The organism is Pseudodesulfovibrio pelocollis, from assembly GCF_030282845.1.
In the GTDB taxonomy this organism is placed as follows: domain Bacteria; phylum Desulfobacterota; class Desulfovibrionia; order Desulfovibrionales; family Desulfovibrionaceae; genus Pseudodesulfovibrio; species Pseudodesulfovibrio pelocollis.
Window position 1 is genome coordinate 1 of the sequence record NZ_JASTWE010000003.1, and the last position, 17,955, is coordinate 17,955.

15 protein-coding genes are annotated in these 17,955 nt (G+C 66.6%); 7 read left to right on the top strand and 8 right to left on the bottom strand.

Annotation, left to right across the window (positions count from 1 at the left end; all coding sequences use genetic code 11):
- From QQS14_RS01870 to QQS14_RS01890, 5 genes are all read right to left on the bottom strand, one after another.
- On the bottom strand, positions 1–513 hold a 513-nt coding region (locus QQS14_RS01870; RefSeq protein ID WP_285905191.1), incomplete at its 3' end, for a class I SAM-dependent methyltransferase.
- 92 nt (positions 514–605) lie between these two features.
- Complete coding sequence (locus QQS14_RS01875; protein WP_425607906.1) at positions 606–2,297, bottom strand: AMP-binding protein; 1,692 nt, start codon at positions 2,295–2,297, stop codon at positions 606–608.
- 101 nt (positions 2,298–2,398) lie between these two features.
- A complete protein-coding gene (locus tag QQS14_RS01880; protein WP_285905193.1) occupies positions 2,399–5,725 on the bottom strand; it encodes a response regulator in 3,327 nt (1,108 codons plus the stop codon).
- Between the two features lie 139 nt (positions 5,726–5,864).
- The gene (locus QQS14_RS01885; protein ID WP_285905194.1) at positions 5,865–6,191 is read right to left on the bottom strand and encodes an AzlD domain-containing protein; all 327 of its coding nucleotides are present in this window, start codon (positions 6,189–6,191) and stop codon (positions 5,865–5,867) included.
- Complete coding sequence (locus QQS14_RS01890; RefSeq protein WP_285905195.1) at positions 6,167–6,886, bottom strand: AzlC family ABC transporter permease; 720 nt, start codon at positions 6,884–6,886, stop codon at positions 6,167–6,169. The genes QQS14_RS01885 and QQS14_RS01890 overlap by 25 nt, the downstream gene beginning before the upstream one ends.
- Positions 6,887–7,042: 156 nt before the next feature.
- On the opposite strand from QQS14_RS01890, the gene QQS14_RS01895 reads away from it, so the two are divergent.
- From QQS14_RS01895 to QQS14_RS01925, 7 genes are all read left to right on the top strand, one after another.
- Positions 7,043–8,530 carry an aminotransferase-like domain-containing protein gene (locus tag QQS14_RS01895; RefSeq protein WP_285905196.1) on the top strand — a complete coding sequence of 496 codons (1,488 nt, stop codon included), beginning with the start codon at positions 7,043–7,045 and terminating at the stop codon, positions 8,528–8,530.
- 156 nt (positions 8,531–8,686) lie between these two features.
- Positions 8,687–9,658, top strand: coding sequence for an EamA family transporter RarD (gene rarD, locus QQS14_RS01900; protein ID WP_285905197.1), 972 nt, complete (start codon positions 8,687–8,689; stop codon positions 9,656–9,658).
- Between the two features lie 43 nt (positions 9,659–9,701).
- Positions 9,702–10,055, top strand: a complete 354-nt coding sequence (locus tag QQS14_RS01905) for an ArsR/SmtB family transcription factor (protein WP_285905198.1) — start codon at positions 9,702–9,704, stop codon at positions 10,053–10,055.
- A 116-nt stretch (positions 10,056–10,171) separates the two neighbouring features.
- Positions 10,172–11,269, top strand: a complete 1,098-nt coding sequence (gene hgcA, locus QQS14_RS01910; RefSeq protein WP_285905285.1) for a mercury methylation corrinoid protein HgcA — start codon at positions 10,172–10,174, stop codon at positions 11,267–11,269.
- 13 nt (positions 11,270–11,282) lie between these two features.
- Positions 11,283–11,570: a mercury methylation ferredoxin HgcB gene (gene hgcB / locus QQS14_RS01915; RefSeq protein ID WP_285905199.1), complete on the top strand. Its 288-nt coding sequence runs from the start codon at positions 11,283–11,285 to the stop codon at positions 11,568–11,570.
- A gap of 122 nt (positions 11,571–11,692) precedes the next feature.
- Positions 11,693–13,513 carry a PAS domain-containing hybrid sensor histidine kinase/response regulator gene (locus tag QQS14_RS01920; protein ID WP_285905200.1) on the top strand — a complete coding sequence of 607 codons (1,821 nt, stop codon included), beginning with the start codon at positions 11,693–11,695 and terminating at the stop codon, positions 13,511–13,513.
- Positions 13,514–13,547: 34 nt separating this feature from the next.
- Positions 13,548–13,961, top strand: coding sequence for a response regulator (locus QQS14_RS01925; protein WP_285905201.1), 414 nt, complete (start codon positions 13,548–13,550; stop codon positions 13,959–13,961).
- Positions 13,962–14,045: 84 nt separating this feature from the next.
- Here the strand turns inward: QQS14_RS01925 and QQS14_RS01930 are convergent, their stop codons facing one another.
- The 3 genes from QQS14_RS01930 to QQS14_RS01940 all read right to left on the bottom strand — a co-directional run bounded on the left by QQS14_RS01930 (position 14,046) and on the right by QQS14_RS01940 (position 17,849).
- The gene (locus QQS14_RS01930; RefSeq protein WP_285905202.1) at positions 14,046–15,059 is read right to left on the bottom strand and encodes an electron transfer flavoprotein subunit alpha; all 1,014 of its coding nucleotides are present in this window, start codon (positions 15,057–15,059) and stop codon (positions 14,046–14,048) included.
- A 16-nt stretch (positions 15,060–15,075) separates the two neighbouring features.
- On the bottom strand, positions 15,076–15,882 hold the full coding sequence (locus QQS14_RS01935) for an electron transfer flavoprotein subunit beta/FixA family protein (protein ID WP_285905203.1): 807 nt from the start codon (positions 15,880–15,882) through the stop codon (positions 15,076–15,078).
- Positions 15,883–15,992: 110 nt separating this feature from the next.
- Positions 15,993–17,849 (bottom strand): 4Fe-4S ferredoxin, encoded by a 1,857-nt coding sequence (locus QQS14_RS01940; RefSeq protein ID WP_285905204.1) that lies wholly within the window; start codon positions 17,847–17,849, stop codon positions 15,993–15,995.
- Positions 17,850–17,955: the final 106 nt, after the last annotated feature.

Sequence of the window (17,955 nt, forward strand, 5' to 3'; positions counted from 1 at the left end):
ATAGTATAATTCTACAGGCAAATGCACAGGGTGGTTGTGGTAACCAAAAGAACTCTCTATTGGCACATCAAAACCGATGAAGTTCCATTTAACCTTGAAAAATCCAGTCAGAAAAAAATGGATGCGGGACTTGATGTTCATTATATTAGGCGTTGTCAGAATGAACAACCCACCTTTCTTTAAGACTCGTTCAACTTCTTTATACACTGCAACATGATCTGGAATGTTCTGAATGGTCTCTGAAATGATCACACAGTCGACACTTTCATCATCAAATGGAGTTTTCTTTGTCAGATCGACTCCATTAACTATTTTCACGGCATTATCTGTATTGCCATACACTGAATAATTGGTCCCGGTGACTTCATAACCGACCTCCTGCAAGCCGGCACAAAGCCGTCCATCGCCACAGGAATACTCAAGCACTTTGCTCCCGACCGGGCAAAGAGCAGTTACCATCTCGAAAATCTTGGTACGTGTAAAACCAAAATTGAAATCTTTCGCTGTTTTCATGGCGGCAACTTATCAATACATATATCAAACTGCAACGATTATATCATCAGCCAACCGCCTGATGCGGGCCTTGTCGCGAGGCCAAGGACCGATCAGTTATCCAGATAGATAAACCGCTTGATCTTCTGGGTGGGGGTCTTCTCGAAGGGTTCCACCTGCTCCACCACGCGGGCCAGGCGGGCGAAGGTGGAGACCTTGGAGTTGGTCTCCTGGCGCACGGCCTCAAGGATGCCCTGGACCTTGGCCCGGACCTCGGACTCGATCATCTTCTTGACCCCGAAGACCTCGTCCAGGGACTCGTAGCTGAGGTGGATGCGGGCCGAGACCTTGCCCGCCGCATCGTAGACCATGGACTCCATGACATGGTCGCAGCCGTTGATGATGGACTCGATCTCCTCGGGGTAGATGTTCTCCCCGCTGGAACCGATGATGACGTTCTTGAGGCGGCCCTTGATGAAGAGGTAGCCGTCCTCGTCGATGGAGCCGAGGTCGCCGGTCTTGAGCCAGCCGTCCTCGGTGAAGGTGTCGGCCGTGTCGCCCGGGGCCTTGTAGTATTCGCGCATGACGTTGGGGCCCTTGGCGTATATCTCGCCCTCGCCCGTGGCCGGGTTCGGGTCGGCGATCATCAGTTCGATGCCGGGCAGGGGCGGGCCGATGGCCCGGAAGCGCTGCCGGGTGGGCGGAGCGCCCGCCAACAGCGGCGAGGTCTCGGTCATGCCGTAGCCGATGGCATAGGGCACCTCGGCCTCGCCGAGGAAGCGCTCCACCTCGGGCGACAGGGGCGCGCCACCGATGCACATGCAGCGCAGGCTGCCGCCAAAGGCCTCGATGAGCTTGCGTCCCGCGATGCGCGAGACCTTGCGCCGGGCCGGACCGATCTTCATCAGTCCGCCCATGATGCCCTTGCGCGAGAGTTTGGGCTTGATCCGACTCTTGTAGATCTTCTCGATGATCAGGGGGACCACGTTCATGACCGTGGGCCGGACCTGCTCCATGGCGGGCAGCAGGGTCTTGGGCGTGGGCGGCTTCCTGAGGTAATGGACCGAGGCCCCGCAGTGGACCGGGACAAGCAGGCCCACCGTGCACTCGTAGGTGTGGGCCATGGGCAGCACCGACAGGAAGCGGTCGGTCTCGTAAATCGGGATGGTGGCCACTCCGGCGATGACGTTGGAGACGAGGTTGCCGTGGGTCAGGACCACGCCCTTGGAGTGGCCCGTGGTGCCCGAGGTGTAGAGGATGGCGGCCACGCTGTCGCTGGTCAGGCCGGAGTCGCCCTTGCCGGTCTTGCGCTCGATGAACCGCCGGGCGGCATCGCTGAACTTCTCGAACCGCTCGCGCCCGCGCTCCACGGCCTCCTCGAAGCTGGTGCGCTGCTCATGCTCATCGACCACGGAGAAATCATCCATGACCACCACGGTCTTGAGGTTGGAAAAACTCCCTTCCTCCACCTTGTGCATGTAGCGGTTCGAGGCCACCACCACCTTGGCCTCGGAGTGCCTGAGGATGTGGTGGACGGCGCTGACGTGGAATTCCTGCAGGATGGGCACGGCGATGGCCCCGGAGGAGACGATGGCGAAATAGGTGATGGCCCAGTTGGGCATGTTCTCGCCGATGATGGCCACCTTGTCGCCGGGGTTGACGCCGTTGGCCGCGAGCAGGGTGGTCATGTCGTGGGCCAGATCAATGAACCGGGCGTAGGTGATGGGCTCCTCGCCGACAAAGCTCAGGGCGGGCCGGTCGGGGAAACGGCTGGCGGCTGTCACCAGCAGATCCTTCAGGGTCATGGTCTCGGTGTTCACGCTCTCCTCCAGGTGCGGGCTGCCTCAACAGACGTTTCAAACGGCCAGTCAGGGCGCCCGCTTCCATACCACGCCGGGCGCAGGGGTCAAGCCCGGGGTTGGGCCGCTCGCCGGGGCGTCAGGCTCGACAGGACCCGGATCAGATCGGTGAAATCCACGGGCTTGGCCAGATAGTCGTCCATGCCCGCTTCCAGGAACTTCTCGCGGTCGCCCTTCATGGCGTGGGCTGTCAGGGCGACGATGGGCAGCCGCGCCTTGGGGCCAAGGCTTTCGTCGTCCCGGATCACCCTGGTGGCGGCCAGGCCGTCCATGCCGGGCATCTGGATGTCCATGAGGATTATGTCGAAATCCCCGGAGCGGAGCCTGTCCAGGGCCTGTTCGCCGTCCTCGGCCGTGACCACCCGGTGGCCAAGCTTTTCCAAAAGCCGCAGCACCGATACGCGGTTGACCGGCTCATCCTCCACCAGGAGCACGGTGAGGGGCCGCACGCTCTCCGGAATATGGGCCACCAGATCGCAGGAGCGGCCCTGCTCGTCGGCCTCGCGGACCCTGATGAAGAGATGGATGTGCGTGCCTTCTTCGTCGCTCTCCACATACACCTGGCCGCCCATGAGACCAGCCAGCCGCTTGACGATACCAAGGCCGAGGCCGGTGCCGCCGTATTTGCGGGTATGGGAGCCGTCCACCTGCGAGAAGGCGTTGAACACTGCGGCGAGCATGTCGGCCGGAATGCCGATGCCGGTGTCGTTGACGGCCAGGAAGAGGCGCATCTCGCCCGGGGTGTCCAGGGGCTGGGTCCAGGCCTCCACGGTCACCCGGCCCGATGGTGTGAACTTGACCGCGTTGCCCACGAGGTTGAAGAGGATCTGGCGGATGCGCGCCTCGTCGCCCACCAGCATGGGCGGCACGGATCCGTCCACCTCCACGGCCATGAGCAATTGCTGCTCGGCGGCCTGGACAGTGAAGTTCTCCAGCACGTCGGTCACCACGTGGCGCAGATCCATGGGCTCGCTCTCCAGCGAGAGCATGCCCGCCTCCATCTTGGAGAAATCGAGCACGTCGTTGATGACCCGCAGCAGGCTGCGGCCCGAGTTCAATGCCGTGTCCACATAGTCGCGCTGCTCGTCGTCGAGGCGGGTGCCGCCCACCAGCTGGAGCATGCCGAAGATGCCGTTGAGGGGCGTGCGTATCTCGTGGCTCATGTTGGCCAGGAACTCGCTCTTGGCCCGATTGGCCGACTCGGCCGCCTCCTTGGCCCTGACCAGCTGCCGGTCCGAGAGCTTGCGCTCTTCCTCAACCCTGATGGTGGCGGCCACGATGCCCATGAGCTGCTCGTCGTTCTCGGTGGGCTCGAAGTCGCCGCGAAACAGGACGTAGAGCGCGCCCAGGGGCCTGTCGCCCATGAAGACCAGCTCTCCGGCAAAAGTGGCCGGGGGCGCGTTGTCCACGAGCGGCGGCTGCGCGGCATAGGGCGAGGTCGCGAGGTGGCGCACAAGGAACACCCCGGGCTTGCCCTCGGCAGCCATGGCGGCAAAGATTCCCTCGTCGATGCAGTCGGCACTCAGGGCGCAGGCGTTGACGCCGCGAAGGCTGACACAGCCGCTGCCGCCGTTGCCAAACCGCTTGTAGCAGCCTACCTGGCCGCCCAGCAGTTCGCGGATCAGGCCGCACAGGCTCGAAATGTTCTCGTCCGGGTCGGCGGTGAACCCCAGGACGCAGGTGTTGATGCTGGCCAGCCTGTTTTCGGCGCGCCGACGCTCGGTGACGTCGTGGGCGATGCCGACCATGCGCCGGGAGCCGCCATCCGGGCCGCTATGAAAGACACGGCCCCTCGATGAAAGCCAGCGCCACGAGTCGGCATCGGTGCGCACGCGATACTCCACCTGAAACACAGGGGTTTCCCCGGACAGGCTGCGTTCCACCTCACGGCGCACGGCCAACGCGTCGTCGGGGTGGAGGCGGTCGTACCAGTCCTCGATGCGTCCGGGCAGCCGGTCGGGATCGCACTCCAGGAGCCCGGCCCAGCGCTCGCTCAGGACAAGCCGGTCCTCGCCCACGTCCCAGTCCCAGAAGGCGAGGTCGCCGCCGCGCACGGCCAGATCAAGCCGCTCCTCGATCTCCCGGCGCGCCCTGTCCGCAGCCACCTGCTCGGAAATGTCGAGCACGGTGACCAGATCGTGACCCGTCTCGCCCAGATGGACCGCGCTGACAAAGAGTTCCACGTCGCGCACCCGGCCGCCAGCCAGCCGGTGACGGGTGATCAGCCGTTTGCCCCCATCCGGGCCTTCGTGGCCAGGGCCGTCTGCACCTGGATCAGACGGAGAGTCCGGCCGCAATCCCTCCAGGCCCATGCCCACCAACTGCCCCGGCCCGAAGCCGTAGAACAGCTCCGCCGCCGGGTTGGCCTCCCTGATCCGCCCGCTGGCCGAGTCCACGAACAGGAGCGGCAGGTGATTGTCGGTGAACATGGCCCGGTGGCGCTCCGCGCTCTCCCACAGGGCGCTCTGGGCCCGCTTGCGGATCTCGGTCTCCTGCTCCAGGGCCTTGCCGGTGCGGTCCGCCTCAAAGGAAGTCATGAACAGCCGTCGGCCAAGCCACATGATGGCCACGGCCAGCAGGGCCACCACGGCCGCCACGGTCCAGAAGGCGGCCGCCCCCAGCCCGGACTCCTCGTCAGCGGGCGAGAGCCAGACGCGCATGGCCCGGTGAAAGGCCGAGTCCCGATCCGCCCGGAGCCTGCCCAACTCCGCGTCCATGGGGGCCAGCAGATCGGCCCTGTCCGACCTCGCGGCCAGCCGCAGGCTCACGGGATCGAAGAACACCGGCGTGTCCTGCACACCCAGCTCGCGCTGGTGGCGCAGACCGAGCAGCCGGTTGGCCACTGCGGCGTCGAGTTCGCCCCTGCCCACGGCGGCCAGCGCCTCGCGGCAGGTGTCGTACATGCGCAGGGTCACGCCCACGCCGTGTTTTCCCACCAGCCGCTTGAAGGCCTCCATGTGGGAGCAGTCGCGACCATAGCCCACGACCCGGCCGTCGAGATCCTCAAGGCCCGAGACTGTCAGATCGCGCACATACACCGCGCCCCAGTCGGCAACGATGGAATTGTCGGAAAAAATCACGCCTCCGTCGGCGTAGGAAAAGGGAAGGCCCGCGCAGATGTCGGTATCGCCCGAGACGAGTCTGTCGCGGCACTCGGCCCGGGTGCCCGGAACAAAGACCGTGTCGTGGCCAAGGCCCAGGCCGATGGCCCGCACGATGTCCGGGACAAGGCCCTCGGCCGCGCCGTCCGGGCCGGTGAAGGCGATGGGCGAATGATCGTAATAGCCCACCCGCACCGGTTCCTTCCCGGCCGCTGCCGGGACGTGCGCGGACAGGCAGATCAACGCTGCCAGGATGGCGATGCGAATACCCACGAAACCCCCAATGAATTCGGCCGGGCCTGCACGATGCTCACCCCCCCCGGGGCGAGCGCCGCAGCCTCGTCACCGATACCTGAAACCGGCCGGTAAATCCATTATTAGATGCGGGCCGGGCACGGCCGCGCAGGAGGGGTCATCCAAGGAGCCAGCGGCCCGCGGCCACCAGCCCCATGCCAAGGGCCACGGTGCCGAAGAAGCTGCGGGTTTTCCAGGCGAGCAGGAAGGCGGGAAGGGCCGCCCACAGGAAGATATTGTCCAGGCCGAGGTCAAGGCCGCCGGCCGGGAGCAGGAGCGAGGGAAAAAGCATGGCCGAGAGCACGGCCGTGGGCACATAGGAGAGCCAGCGCACCACCGGCCCGGGCAGAGCGCGCGAGGCCAGGAGCAGCACCGGGGCCACGCGCGGCGCATAGGTGACCAGGGTCATGCCCACGATGGTCAGGAGGACTGCCGCTTCATCCATGATTCCACTCCCGCGCCAAAGGTTGCGCCAGCAATGGTGGCGATGATCACGCTGAACCTGTCGGCCCCGGCCTGGATCAGGGCCATGGCTGCCAGCCCGGTGAACCCGGCCACGAAGACGTGCAGCCCGTTGCGCACCTGCATGGTCAAAAGGGCGATGAACATGGCGGGCAGGGCGTAATCAAGCCCCAGAGGCCGGACATCCGGGATGCCCGCCCCGGCCAGATATCCCAGCCCGGAGGCCAGCACCCAGGCCGCGTGGGCCGTCACATTGATGGCAAACCCCGTGGTACGGTCCGTCTCGCCCCGGGCGAACCGGGCCGAGTGCAGGGCAAAGGTCTCGTCCGTGACCTGATAGGCGAAGAGGCCGAGCTGCCACTGCCGCCACTCCTTGAGCCCCGGAGTCAGCGAGGCGGTCATGAGCAGATGGCGCAGATTGACCACAAAGGTGGTGGCCACGATGGACACGGGCGGCATGCCTGCGGCGAACATGGCCACCGCGATGAGCTGGGCCGAGCCCGCGTAGACCAGCAGCGACATGAGCACGGTCTCAAGGGCGGAAAGCCCGGTCTTGTGGGCCAGTACGCCAAAGGCCGCGCCCACGGGCAGGTAGCCCATGACGATGGGCAGCGCCTGTTTGACGCCCGAGAGCCACGCGGCCCGCGCGCCCTCCCCTTCCATGCTTTTCGTGATCATTTCCCTCTTCTCCCGCATGCCGGTGTCTTGTCCTGCCCAGGCCTTGCAGTAAAGGGGAAAATCTGCCATCGGTACAGATACAGAATTTGCAATTTTCATACGGAACAGAATGCGAGTTACAATTCTCGGCCACAATTCCCGGTCATGAGAGCGGCCATGCGCGACGACACGACCATCGACCACCAGACAGGTGACGCCCCGTTGCCGGGCGACGGGACGCCATACCGCTATCAGGCGGTGGAGCGCCATGTCACGGCCATGGTCGAGGCCGGGGCCATCGGCCTTGGCGACCGGCTGCCCTCGCTGCGCACCCTGAGCGCCAACCTCGGGGTGTCCATCTCCACGGTCAATCAGGCCTATGTGGAGTTGGAGCGCAAGGGGGTCATCGAGTCGCGGCCGCGCTCCGGGTTCTTTGTCCGCCGCCCGGCGGTCCGGCTGCCGCGCACCGAGCGGGCCGAATCCGGCCGCCACGACGGCCCGCGTCCGGTGACGCGCAGCGGGCTGATCCAGACCGTGCTCGAATCCGTGGGCCGAAGCGACATCGTGCCCCTTGGTGTCATCGCGCCGGGCGTGGAGCTGCTGCCGCGCAAGGAACTGTCGCGGATCATGGCGGCCGTGGTGCGCGACGACCCGGCCCGGGCCATGGGCTACGCGCCCATTCCCGGCGACCCGGAGCTGGTGCGCCAGATCGCCTTCCGCTCCATGGAACACGGCATGGCCACCGCTCCTGACGAGCCGGTGGTCACGGCAGGCTGCATGGAGGCCCTCTATCTGGCCCTGCGCTCGGTCTGCCGCGCGGGCGATACGGTGCTCATCCAGTCGCCCACCTACTACTGCTTCCTGCAACTGCTCGAAACCCTGGGGCTGCGGGCCGTGGAGATTCCCTCCCACCCCGATGGCGGCGTGCACCCGGCGGACCTGGACCGCGCCCTGTGCGCCTACGACATCGCGGCCTGCGTCCTGGCTCCCAACTTCAACAACCCGGACGCCAGCCTGACCCCGGACGCGGCCAAGCGGGAGATCGTGTCCATCCTCGCCCGCCGCGCCATCCCGCTGGTGGAGGACGACGTGTCCACGGACCTGCACTTCACCCCCACCCGGCCCGGCACCTACAAACAGTTCGACCGGGCCGGACTGGTCCTGCTCTGCTCGTCCTTTTCCAAGACCCTCGCCCCGGGCTATCGCGTGGGCTGGATGCTGCCCGGCCGGTTCCGGCAGAAGGTGCTGGAGATCAAGGCCACCACCAATGTCTCCACCTCGGCCCCGGCCCAGATGGCCATCGCCGAATATCTGCGCCAGGGCCGCATGGAGCGCCACCTCAAGCGGCTGCGCACGGCCATCGAGCGGCAGATGGACACCATGCAGCTCCACCTGGGCCGCCATTTTCCGCCCGGCACCCGGGTCAGCCATCCTGCGGGCGGGGCCGTGCTCTGGCTCCAGTTGCCCGGCGGCGTGGACTCGGTGGAACTGTTCTTCCGCGCCCGGGCCAGGTCCATCGGCATCGCGCCCGGGGCCATCTTCTCCACCGGCGACGGCTTTGCCGGATACATCCGCCTCAGCTGCGGCGCGCCCTTCAGCGACACCCTGCACCACGGCATCCGCACCCTGGGCCAGATGGCCTCGGCCATGCTCGGCGGAGAATGACCCGGTCGGACCATCGCGACACCCCCCCCTTCGCAACTGCCGCGACTGCCGCAACTGTCCGGCCGGGCGGTGATTTTTTCGCTTTACCGCGCCGGGTCGCAGGCGTAGCCTTCCCTCCTGGCGCAGGACGCCTTCACCCCAACCGACAAGCCGACCATGACCGAAAGACCGCAAAGCGAGATCACCGCCGGATTTCTGGCCGCCTTCGCCGCCTTCCTCGCCTGGGGACTGCTCCCGGTCTACTGGAAGTCGGTCCAGGGCGTGGCCCCGCTGGAAATCCTCTGCCACCGCATCCTCTGGTCCCTGATCTTCATCGCCACCATCCTGTCCTTCAAGCATCGCTGGGCAGAGACCTTTGCCCCGCTGCGCTCGCCGCGCAACCTGCTCATCCTGAGCCTGAGCAGCCTGACCATCGCCGTCAACTGGCTCATCTACATCTGGGCCGTGAACAACGGCAATGTCCTGGCCACCAGCCTTGGCTACTACATCAACCCGCTGGTCAACGTGCTCTTCGGGTGCCTTTTCTTCCGCGAGCGGCTCAACCCCTTGCAGACCGCGGCCATCGGGCTGGCCGCCCTGGGCGTGGCCAACTCCGTGGTCGGTTACGGCGAATTCCCCTGGATTTCCCTGACCCTGGCCGTGACCTTTGCCTGCTACGGCCTGCTGCGCAAGATCGCGGCCGTGGAATCCCTGCCCGGCCTGTTTCTCGAAACCATGGTCCTGGCCCCGGCCGCCCTGCTCTATGTCCTGCACCTCCAGGTCGCGGGCGCCAGCGGCTTCCTGGCGGGCGACACGCGCATCGATCTGCTCCTGGTGGGCGCGGGCGCGGCCACGGCCCTGCCCCTGATCGGCTTCGCATTCGGCGCACGGCGGCTGCGCCTGACCACCATCGGCCTGCTGCAATACATCGCGCCGACCATCGCCTTCTCCCTGGGCGTCTTCGTCTACAACGAGCCCTTTGGCCCCTCGCACCTGCTCACCTTTGCCCTGATCTGGTCCGGGCTGGCCCTGTACACCATCGACTCGGTCCGGGCCATCCGCCGCCACCGCCGCGCCCGGGCCCTGGCCGGACAGGACGCCCAGATACCGGGCCAGACGCCGCCGAACCCGTCGCCGACAAGCCGGTAGCCCCCTTGACACCCACTCATTCATCGCCTATCGTCGATTGGCGATGAAACAGAACACCCCCTTCCCCTTGCAGGCGGCGGACCCGACAGGGTCAGACCGCCTGGACAGCGACGCCCTGGCCGAGGGCCTGAAGGCGCTGGGCCACCCGGCGCGCATCCGCATCCTGGCCCATCTGCTCCAGGAGGACCGCTGCCTGTGCGGAGGGATCGTGGAGGTCATGCCCCTGGCCCAGTCCACGGTCAGCCAGCACCTCAAGGTGCTCAAGCAGGCCGGGCTGGTGCGGGGCGAGGTCGAGGGGCCGAGAACCTGCTATTGCGCGGACCGGAACGCACTCAAGCGACTGGCCGAGGCCATGCGCGCCATGCTGGACCAGCCCGGGACAGGGGGAGACGAATGAACGACAACACGGAATTTCCCATGAATAAAACCACTTGCGACAGCACTCCTCCTCTGGACTCCCTGATGGCTCCGGTGGGCGCATGTTCGCCGCAAACCTGCGCCCCTCCGGCCGACCTGAACAGCGACGCGCCCTGCTGAGGCCCCAAACCAGACCCCCGTGCCGGGGTCCACGAACGCCCGGGCTACGCCCTCGAACCCTTTGTGGACGGGTTTCTCGACACGCCTGCCGGGCCGGTGCCCCGCGTGCGCACCCGCCTCTCGGCCCGCGACCGGTTCCAGACGGCCACGGTGCGCATCGGCTTTGGCCGCAACGACTTCAAGGTGGTGCCCGGCCTCTACTGCGTGGGCTCGCCCTCGGCCGCGTCGCCGGTCATCGTCACCGGCAACTACAAGCTGACCTTTGACGCGGTGCGGCGCGAGCTCTGCGGCCTCGACGTCTGGCTGCTGGTGGCGGACACTCGCGGCATCAACATCTGGTGCGCCGCGGGCAAGGAGCTGTTCTCCACGGACGAGGTGGCCTTCAGCGTGACGCGTACCCGGCTGGCCGAGGTGGTCTCCCACCGCACCCTGATCCTGCCCCAGCTCGGGGCCACGGGCGTGGCCGCACATGTCCTGCGCCGCAGCTGCGGCTTCTCGGCGGTCTACGGGCCTGTGCGCGCCTCGGACCTGCCCGCCTTCATCAAGGCCGACAACACGGCGGACGAGGCCATGCGCGCCGTAACCTTCACCCTGCGCGAGCGGGCCGAACTCATCCCGGTGGAACTGTATCTCCTGGGCAAGCCATTGGTCGTGGCCCTGCTCGCCTGCTTCCTGCTCTCGGGCATCGGGCCGGACATCTTTTCGCCCGGCGCGGCGTGGTCACGCGGATTGGCCGCAGCCTGCGCCACCCTGGCGGGCATTGCGGCAGGCTGCGTGGCCGTGCCGCTGCTCCTGCCCAGGCTGCCCTGGCGCCACTTCTCGCCCAAGGGCGCGCTGCTCGGGGCGGCGGCCGGAATGATCAACGCCCTGGCCTTTGCCCCCGGCCTCCTCGAAGGAACGGCACTGGTCCTGTGGAGCACGGCCGTGGCCTCGTACCTGGCCATGAACTTCACCGGCTCGACCCCCTACACCTCGCCCACCGGAGTGGAAAAGGAAATGCGCCGGGCCATCCCCATCCAGGCGGGCGCGGCCCTGATCGCCCTGAGCGTCTGGCTGGCCGCCCCCTTTGCGTGACAAGGAAAGCATCATGAAGGATTACCGCTACCTCGACGGCGTGGCCACCCTGCGACTCGACGCGGACGCCTGCATCGGCTGCGGCATGTGCGTGGCCGTCTGCCCCCACCGGGTCTTTGCGCTGCGCGACCACAAGGCCGTGATCATCGACTTCGACGCCTGCATGGAGTGCGGGGCCTGCGGCCGCAACTGCCCGGTCTCGGCCGTGGATGTCCGGCCCGGAGTGGGCTGCGCCTCCTACATCATGGGCGTCTGGCTCGCACGACTGACCGGCGACAGGGTCAAACCCGGCTGCTGCTGACCCGACGGCTTCCTTGCCCGCCGTTCCCACACGCCTTCTCTGGCCGCATTATTGGTGGCGCGCGGACACGGGCTTTGCTAATGTGTCAAGATAAGGCGACACTCAAGCAAGGCGAAACGGCCATGGACACCCGCAGACGATACATACTCCCGGCACTCAAGGCGGCGGCCATCTACGCCGTGTTCGGCGGGCTGTGGATCGTCCTGTCCGACAGGCTGCTCTGGGCCATGGTTCAGGACCTGGAAGCCTACGCCACACTCCAGACCTACAAGGGGTGGTTCTACGTGGCCCTCACTGCGGTCTTCGCCTTTGTGGTGGTCAGCGCCCTGGTGCGCAGGGAGGTCTCGGCCATGGAAAAGGAGAGGCGCAGCGCCGAGCGCTACCGCCTCTCGGCCGAGGGGGCCGGAATCGGCACCTGGGACTGGGACATCGAGGGCGGGGAGATCGTCTTCAACGAGGAATTCACCCGCATGCTCGGCTATGCGTTCGACGCCTTCCCGCCCTTCTACTCCAGCTGGGAGGCGCTGGTTCACCCGGACGACAAGCCTGCGGTCATCCAGGCCCTCAACGACCATCTCGCAGGGAAAACACCGGAATTCGTCAGCGAGTACCGCATCCTCACCGCCGACAACCGCTGGAAATGGATCATGGACAAGGGCCGTGTCTTCCAGTGGGACGATGCGGGCAGGCCGCTGAGGGCCTTTGGCGTCCACATTGACCTCACCGAACGGCGCGCCGCCGAACAGGCCCTGGAGTCGGCCAAGGAGCTGGCCGAGTCGGCCAACGTGGCCAAGTCCCAGTTCCTGGCCAACATGAGCCATGAGATACGCACGCCCCTCAACGGCATCCTCGGCATGCTCCGCCTGCTGCGCGATCACGACCTGCCGCCCGAGCAGGCCGAGTACGTGACCACGGCCGAGACCTCGGGCCGCAACCTGCTGGCCATCCTCAACGACGTGCTCAGCCTCTCCCAGATCGAGGCCGATGCTGTGCGCGTCTGCAACGAGGGGCTCAGCCTGCCCATGCTGGCCGACTCGGTCATGCGCGTCTTCAAGACCCAGGTGGACAACAGCGGGGTGGAGCTTCTCTTTTCCATCGACCCGGCCATCCCGCCCGGCCTGTGCGCCGACCAGGGCAAGCTGCGCCAGATTCTCTTCAACCTCGTGGGCAACGCCCTCAAGTTCACCCACCACGGCTCGGTCCGCGTCGAGATCACGGCCGTGAACGACAGACGCACCCCGGGCGGGATCATCCTCGTCTTCACCGTGGAGGACACGGGCATGGGCATCCCGCCCGACCGGCTGAGCGAGGTCTTCGCCCCCTTCACCCAGGCCGACGGCTCGTACGCGCGCAAATACGGCGGGGCTGGCCTCGGGCTGCCCATCGTCAGCCGCCTCGTCGCCCTGCTCGGCGGGGCCATCTGCCTCGACAGCCAGCCGGACCTGGGTACGCTGGCCGTCTTCTCGGTCCAGGCCGGTGCCTCGGACGACCTCTTTCTGCCGCGGTCGGCCAAAAGCTCACAGCCCAGAAGCACCCCGGGCGAACCCCGGGCCGCGTCCTACTCCATCCTGGTGGTCGAGGACGAGGCGGTCAACAGGCTGGCGGCCGAGCGGTTCCTGGAAAAGCTCGGGCATCGGCCCATGGCCGCCCGCTCCGGCCCCGAGGCGCTGGAGCTGCTGCGCCACCACCAGTTCGACTGCGTGCTCATGGACATCCAGATGCCGGACATGGACGGCCTTGAGACCATGAACGCCATCAGGGACGCCACGGACATCGGCCGCAACACGGCCATCCCCATCATCGCCCTCACGGCCCACGCCCTGCTCGACGACAGGGAGAAGTTTCTGGACGAGGGCATGGACGGGTACATTCCCAAGCCCATGACCTTGGACGATCTGCGAGACGAACTCGACCGGGTCATGGGCGCGGCCACCCTCAGCTAGCCCAGCACAACCCGAAGGAGCGACCGGACAGACCATGGACTCCCGCTGCGAAGCCTCGTCACCCCCCGCCGGGGCAGACACCATCCTGGTGGCCGACGATTCGGACACCAACCGCGCCCTCATCGAACTCTATTTCCGGGGCACACCCTGGCGCCTCGACTTCGCCGTGGACGGGCGTGATGCCGTGGCCCGCTTCGCCTCGGGCAGCTACGCCCTGGTCCTCATGGACATCCGCATGCCGGACATGGACGGCTACGAGGCCACCCGCCGCATCCGCGCCCTGGAGGCCGAGCGCGGCACGGAGCCCACCCCCATCGTGGCCATCACGGCCGACGCCTTTCGCGAGCACGAAGTGCAGTGTCTGGCCGCAGGCTGCACCGATTTCCTGGCCAAGCCCGTGCGCAAGGACGCCCTGCTGCGCTGCGTGGCCCGCCACACCCAACCCTGACCGGAACCCCGTCTGACACGCGACGCGAAAAGGGCCGCCCCGATCCCGGAGCGGCCCCTGCCTTGATGCTGTTTCAGCGACCACTCAGCCGAGCAGTTCGTTGACCTTCTTCATGACCGCAAAGGCGTCGGCCACGTAAAGCACATCGCACTTGCCCTGGGCCCAGCCGCAGCCTGCGTCGGTGTTGATGGCCCGGCGCTCGCCGATGAACCGCCAGCCCACCACGTGCGGCTCCTCGCCGTGGCAGCAGGTGGAGAGTCCCTTGGCGTGGCGCGGGGAAGAGCCGGTCTGCCCCACCTGATGCATGTGCGTCAGGAAGGAGATGACCGCGTGGCCTTCGCCCGAGATATCCACCAGGGACTTGGACGAACCCAGCGAGCTTTTGGTGGCAGTCAGGAAGTTCAGGATGGTCTCCTCGGCCACGTCCACATGGACCGCGCCGTCGGCCTGCTTCTTTGTCCAGCCCGCTCCGGCCACCAGGAGCACCCGGGCGTCGGGCCGGATGGTCTGCTGGTCGGCCGAAGGGCATTCCAGCCCGGACACGGCGGTGCGCACGGACGAGACATCCACGCTCAGCGCCTCCACCTCGGCCTTGCCCGCGCCGGAGAAGGGCACGGCGCAGCCGGAGTCAAGAGTCAGCACCCAGGGCCGCTCGCTGCGGGTCAGGGTGCCCTCCATGCGCTGGCGGTAGAACCAGCGCCGGGCCACGGGCTGCCCGCCCACCACGTCGAGGCCGGAAAGATGGGTGTCCACGCGGCCCTCAAGGCGCACGGCCAGCCCGGGCAGGGCGCGGCTGAAGCGCGAGGTGGCCGGGGCCACGATGATCTGCGCCTCGCACGCCCTGGCCACGGCCTCGGCGGCGGCCAGGTCAGAGGCATAGCGCGCGTCCGCAAAGCCGGGGCCGGACACGCCGTATATCTTCGCGCCGCATCCGGCCACCGAGTCGGCGGCAGCGGCCACGTCAGCGCCAATGATGCCCACGGTCAGGGTGTGGCCCAGTCCCTCGGCCAGCCCCTTGGCAGCGGTGAGGGCCTCCAGGGCGGACTTGTGCAGGGTTGCGTCGCATTCGGTGTGTGCAAGAAAAAGAACGGTACTCATATCGGATATCCCCTGGCTACGCCTTGAGCCATTCGACAATTTCACGGGCCATGTCATCCACTGGCACGTCCTTGACCACGCGGGTCTCGCGCCGCTGCTGGGGCACGGCCACGGCCGAGAGCTTCAGCCCGGAGCCGGACAGATCAGCGGGCTTGGCCTGCATCAGGGCGGGCATGTTCTTTTGCATGTTCTGCATGCCGATCTGCGGGTTGTTGGGCGGCTCGGGCAGTTCGCCAGTGGCCCAGCCGAACACCGCCGGAGCGCCGGACACCACCGAGATCTGGTACGCGCCGCCCTCGACGCGCTCCTTGACCTCCATGGACCCGTCGTCGCGCAGGGTCAGCTTGTCCACGCCCTGGAACTGCTCGGTGACGCCGAGCATCTCGCCCACCATCTGCATGACCGCGCCAGATCCGCGCGAGGCCGACTGCCAGCCGCCAAAGAGCAGCAGCTTTCCAGTGTCCAGACCGGCGATGCCCTTGATGGCCCCGGCCAGCACCCTGGCCGTCTCAAAGCTGTCGGTGAAGCCCGAGGCCGGACCGTCGGCCACCACCAGCTCGAACGGAGCCTTCTGGCTGACGGCCATCATCACCTGCTGCAACTTGGCCTTGGGGGCCAGGCTGACCAGCCAGACGCGGCTGCCCGGATGCTTCTTCGCCAGGGCGGCGGCCTCGTACAGGGCGTGCCCGGCCCAGGGGTCGAGCACGGCCGGAAGCATCATCTCGTTCTTGAGCGCCCAGCCGGTAGGCCCCTCCATCGGGGCCAGGGTCTGAAGCGGGTCGGGCACGATGCTGCCGCAGACCACGATATGCAATTCGCTCATTCAATTACTCCTTGGAATGATTCCACAACCCGGCCACGGCCGGGCCGCATGACAGGACCATCCGAATCGATTCGGAAGGGGCGCGCCTTGGCGCACCCCGTGCGTATAGCCTAATTCTCGACAGAATGCAGCCCGCCCGAACCGGCCAGGAAGCGGACATTGGTGCGCTCCTTGTCCCTTGGCCTCGACTTGCTGCAATTCCAGATGCATGCGCCGCAGTGGACGCATTTTTCTCGATCAAAGAGCGGCGCGCCGCCCTCGGGATTGACGGAAATGGCCTGACCCGAACACGCCTCGATGCAGACCCGCTCGCGGCACGCCTCGCAGGTGTAGGGATCGGCAAAGCGCACATGATCCGCGTAGCCTGGCGCGGCCTGAACCTTGCCGCCCATGAGCAGCGCGTCCTGGTGCGAGACCAGCAGGGTGCCGTCCAGCGGAATCTGCGGCCACCCCACGCGGTCCATGAGGGCGTCGTGCAGCGGCTTGCCCTGCCGGGCGCACTCGGCCCTGATCTCGCGAACCTCGCCCTGGGCGATATATCCCTCGTAGTAGTCCTCAATGGTCGGGATGCGGTCCTGGGGCTTTCGCGGGACACCAGGCATGTTCAGCAGCCCGCCTGTCAGGCCGGTCAGCCCCATGCCGATGAATCCCCTGACCACGGACGAGACGAACCCGTCGCGGGATTTCTCGGCCACCTTGGCCTCGGCCTCCACCCAGGAGGCGCGGCGTCTGGCCACATAGGTGGCTTCAAGATTTTCCCCGGTAAAGGGCTTGCCCGCCTTCATCAGCTCAAGCACGGCCTCGCCGAGCATGACGCCCGTGGCCCAGGCCTCGTCCACGCCCGAGCCGGTGAGCACGTTGGTGGAGCCAGACCCCTCGCCGATGCGGGCGAATCCGTCGCCACACAAAAACGGCTCGCCGCGCCTGCCCGACTCCTGCAACGACTTCGCGCCCCAGGAGCGCAGGGTGCCGCCCTGAAGCCGCTTCCACAGATAGGGGTGGAGCATCCAGTGCTGCATGTAGCGGTAGGCGGTGCGCACCGGATTGTCGAACCAGGAGGGCACGAAGATGCCCAGCGAGGCCACGTTGCCCGGATAAACGTAGAGGAATCCGAAAATTTCCGGCTCGGGATAGCCGATGGTGTGCAGCACGGTGCCGGGCTGCCAGTCGCACCCCTCGGGCAGGTCCACCACGCATTTCATGCCGATGGCCCACTCGTGCTGATGCTTGCCCTCGGGCAGGCCCAGTTCGCGGTCCAGATGGCGACCCACCGGACCCACCGGACCGTCGGCCACCACGGTCAGGGCGGCCTTCATGTCCATGCCGGGCATGGAGCCGGGGGTGAGGGTGCCGTCCTTGCCCACGCCCTGGTCCGCCATGCGCACGCCCCTGACGGCCCCGCCCTCCATGAGCGGCGCGGCCACCGGGCTGCCCGGCCAGATCTGGGCCAGGCCCGTGCCCATGAGGTTTGAGCCCACCCACTGGTTGAACTGGCCGATGGAAAAGATCATGCCCGGATGTTTCTTAAGAAACGGCGGCACATAGGGCAGCACAAAGGCGTCGTCCTCCATCCAGCGCGACAACGCCTTGTCCGCCAGCCTGAAGGCGGTCGGCCTGCGGCTCGCGCCCACGGGATCGCCCAGATAGACCACCTTCTCGTCCGTGACTTCCTGGGCCATGGGTATCTGGCTCAGGTCGAGGTCGGGAAACGACGCCCTGATGGCCCGGCCCCTGGTGACCACGCCGGACACGCCGAACCCGATGTCGTCGGCGCGCTCGTAGCAGATCACCTGCGGCGGCATGCCGGGCATGGCCGCGCTCTCCACGGCCGGGGTGCCGTCCTCGTTCATGAGCCCGCGCGTCAGGGTGGTCAAAAAACCACCCGCAGCCGGGCCAAAGCCCACACAGACGATGTCGGTCTCCATCTCGGCGCGGGGTACTTCAGGGGTGTCCGTGGAATTGCTCATGGTGCCTCCGAGGCTGCCTCCGGCGGCCAGGGAACCTCTTGATAAAGATACCCTGGACCCTTCAATACTTTTTGAAGAAAACGCCGCTGGGAGAGCTTGCGAACTC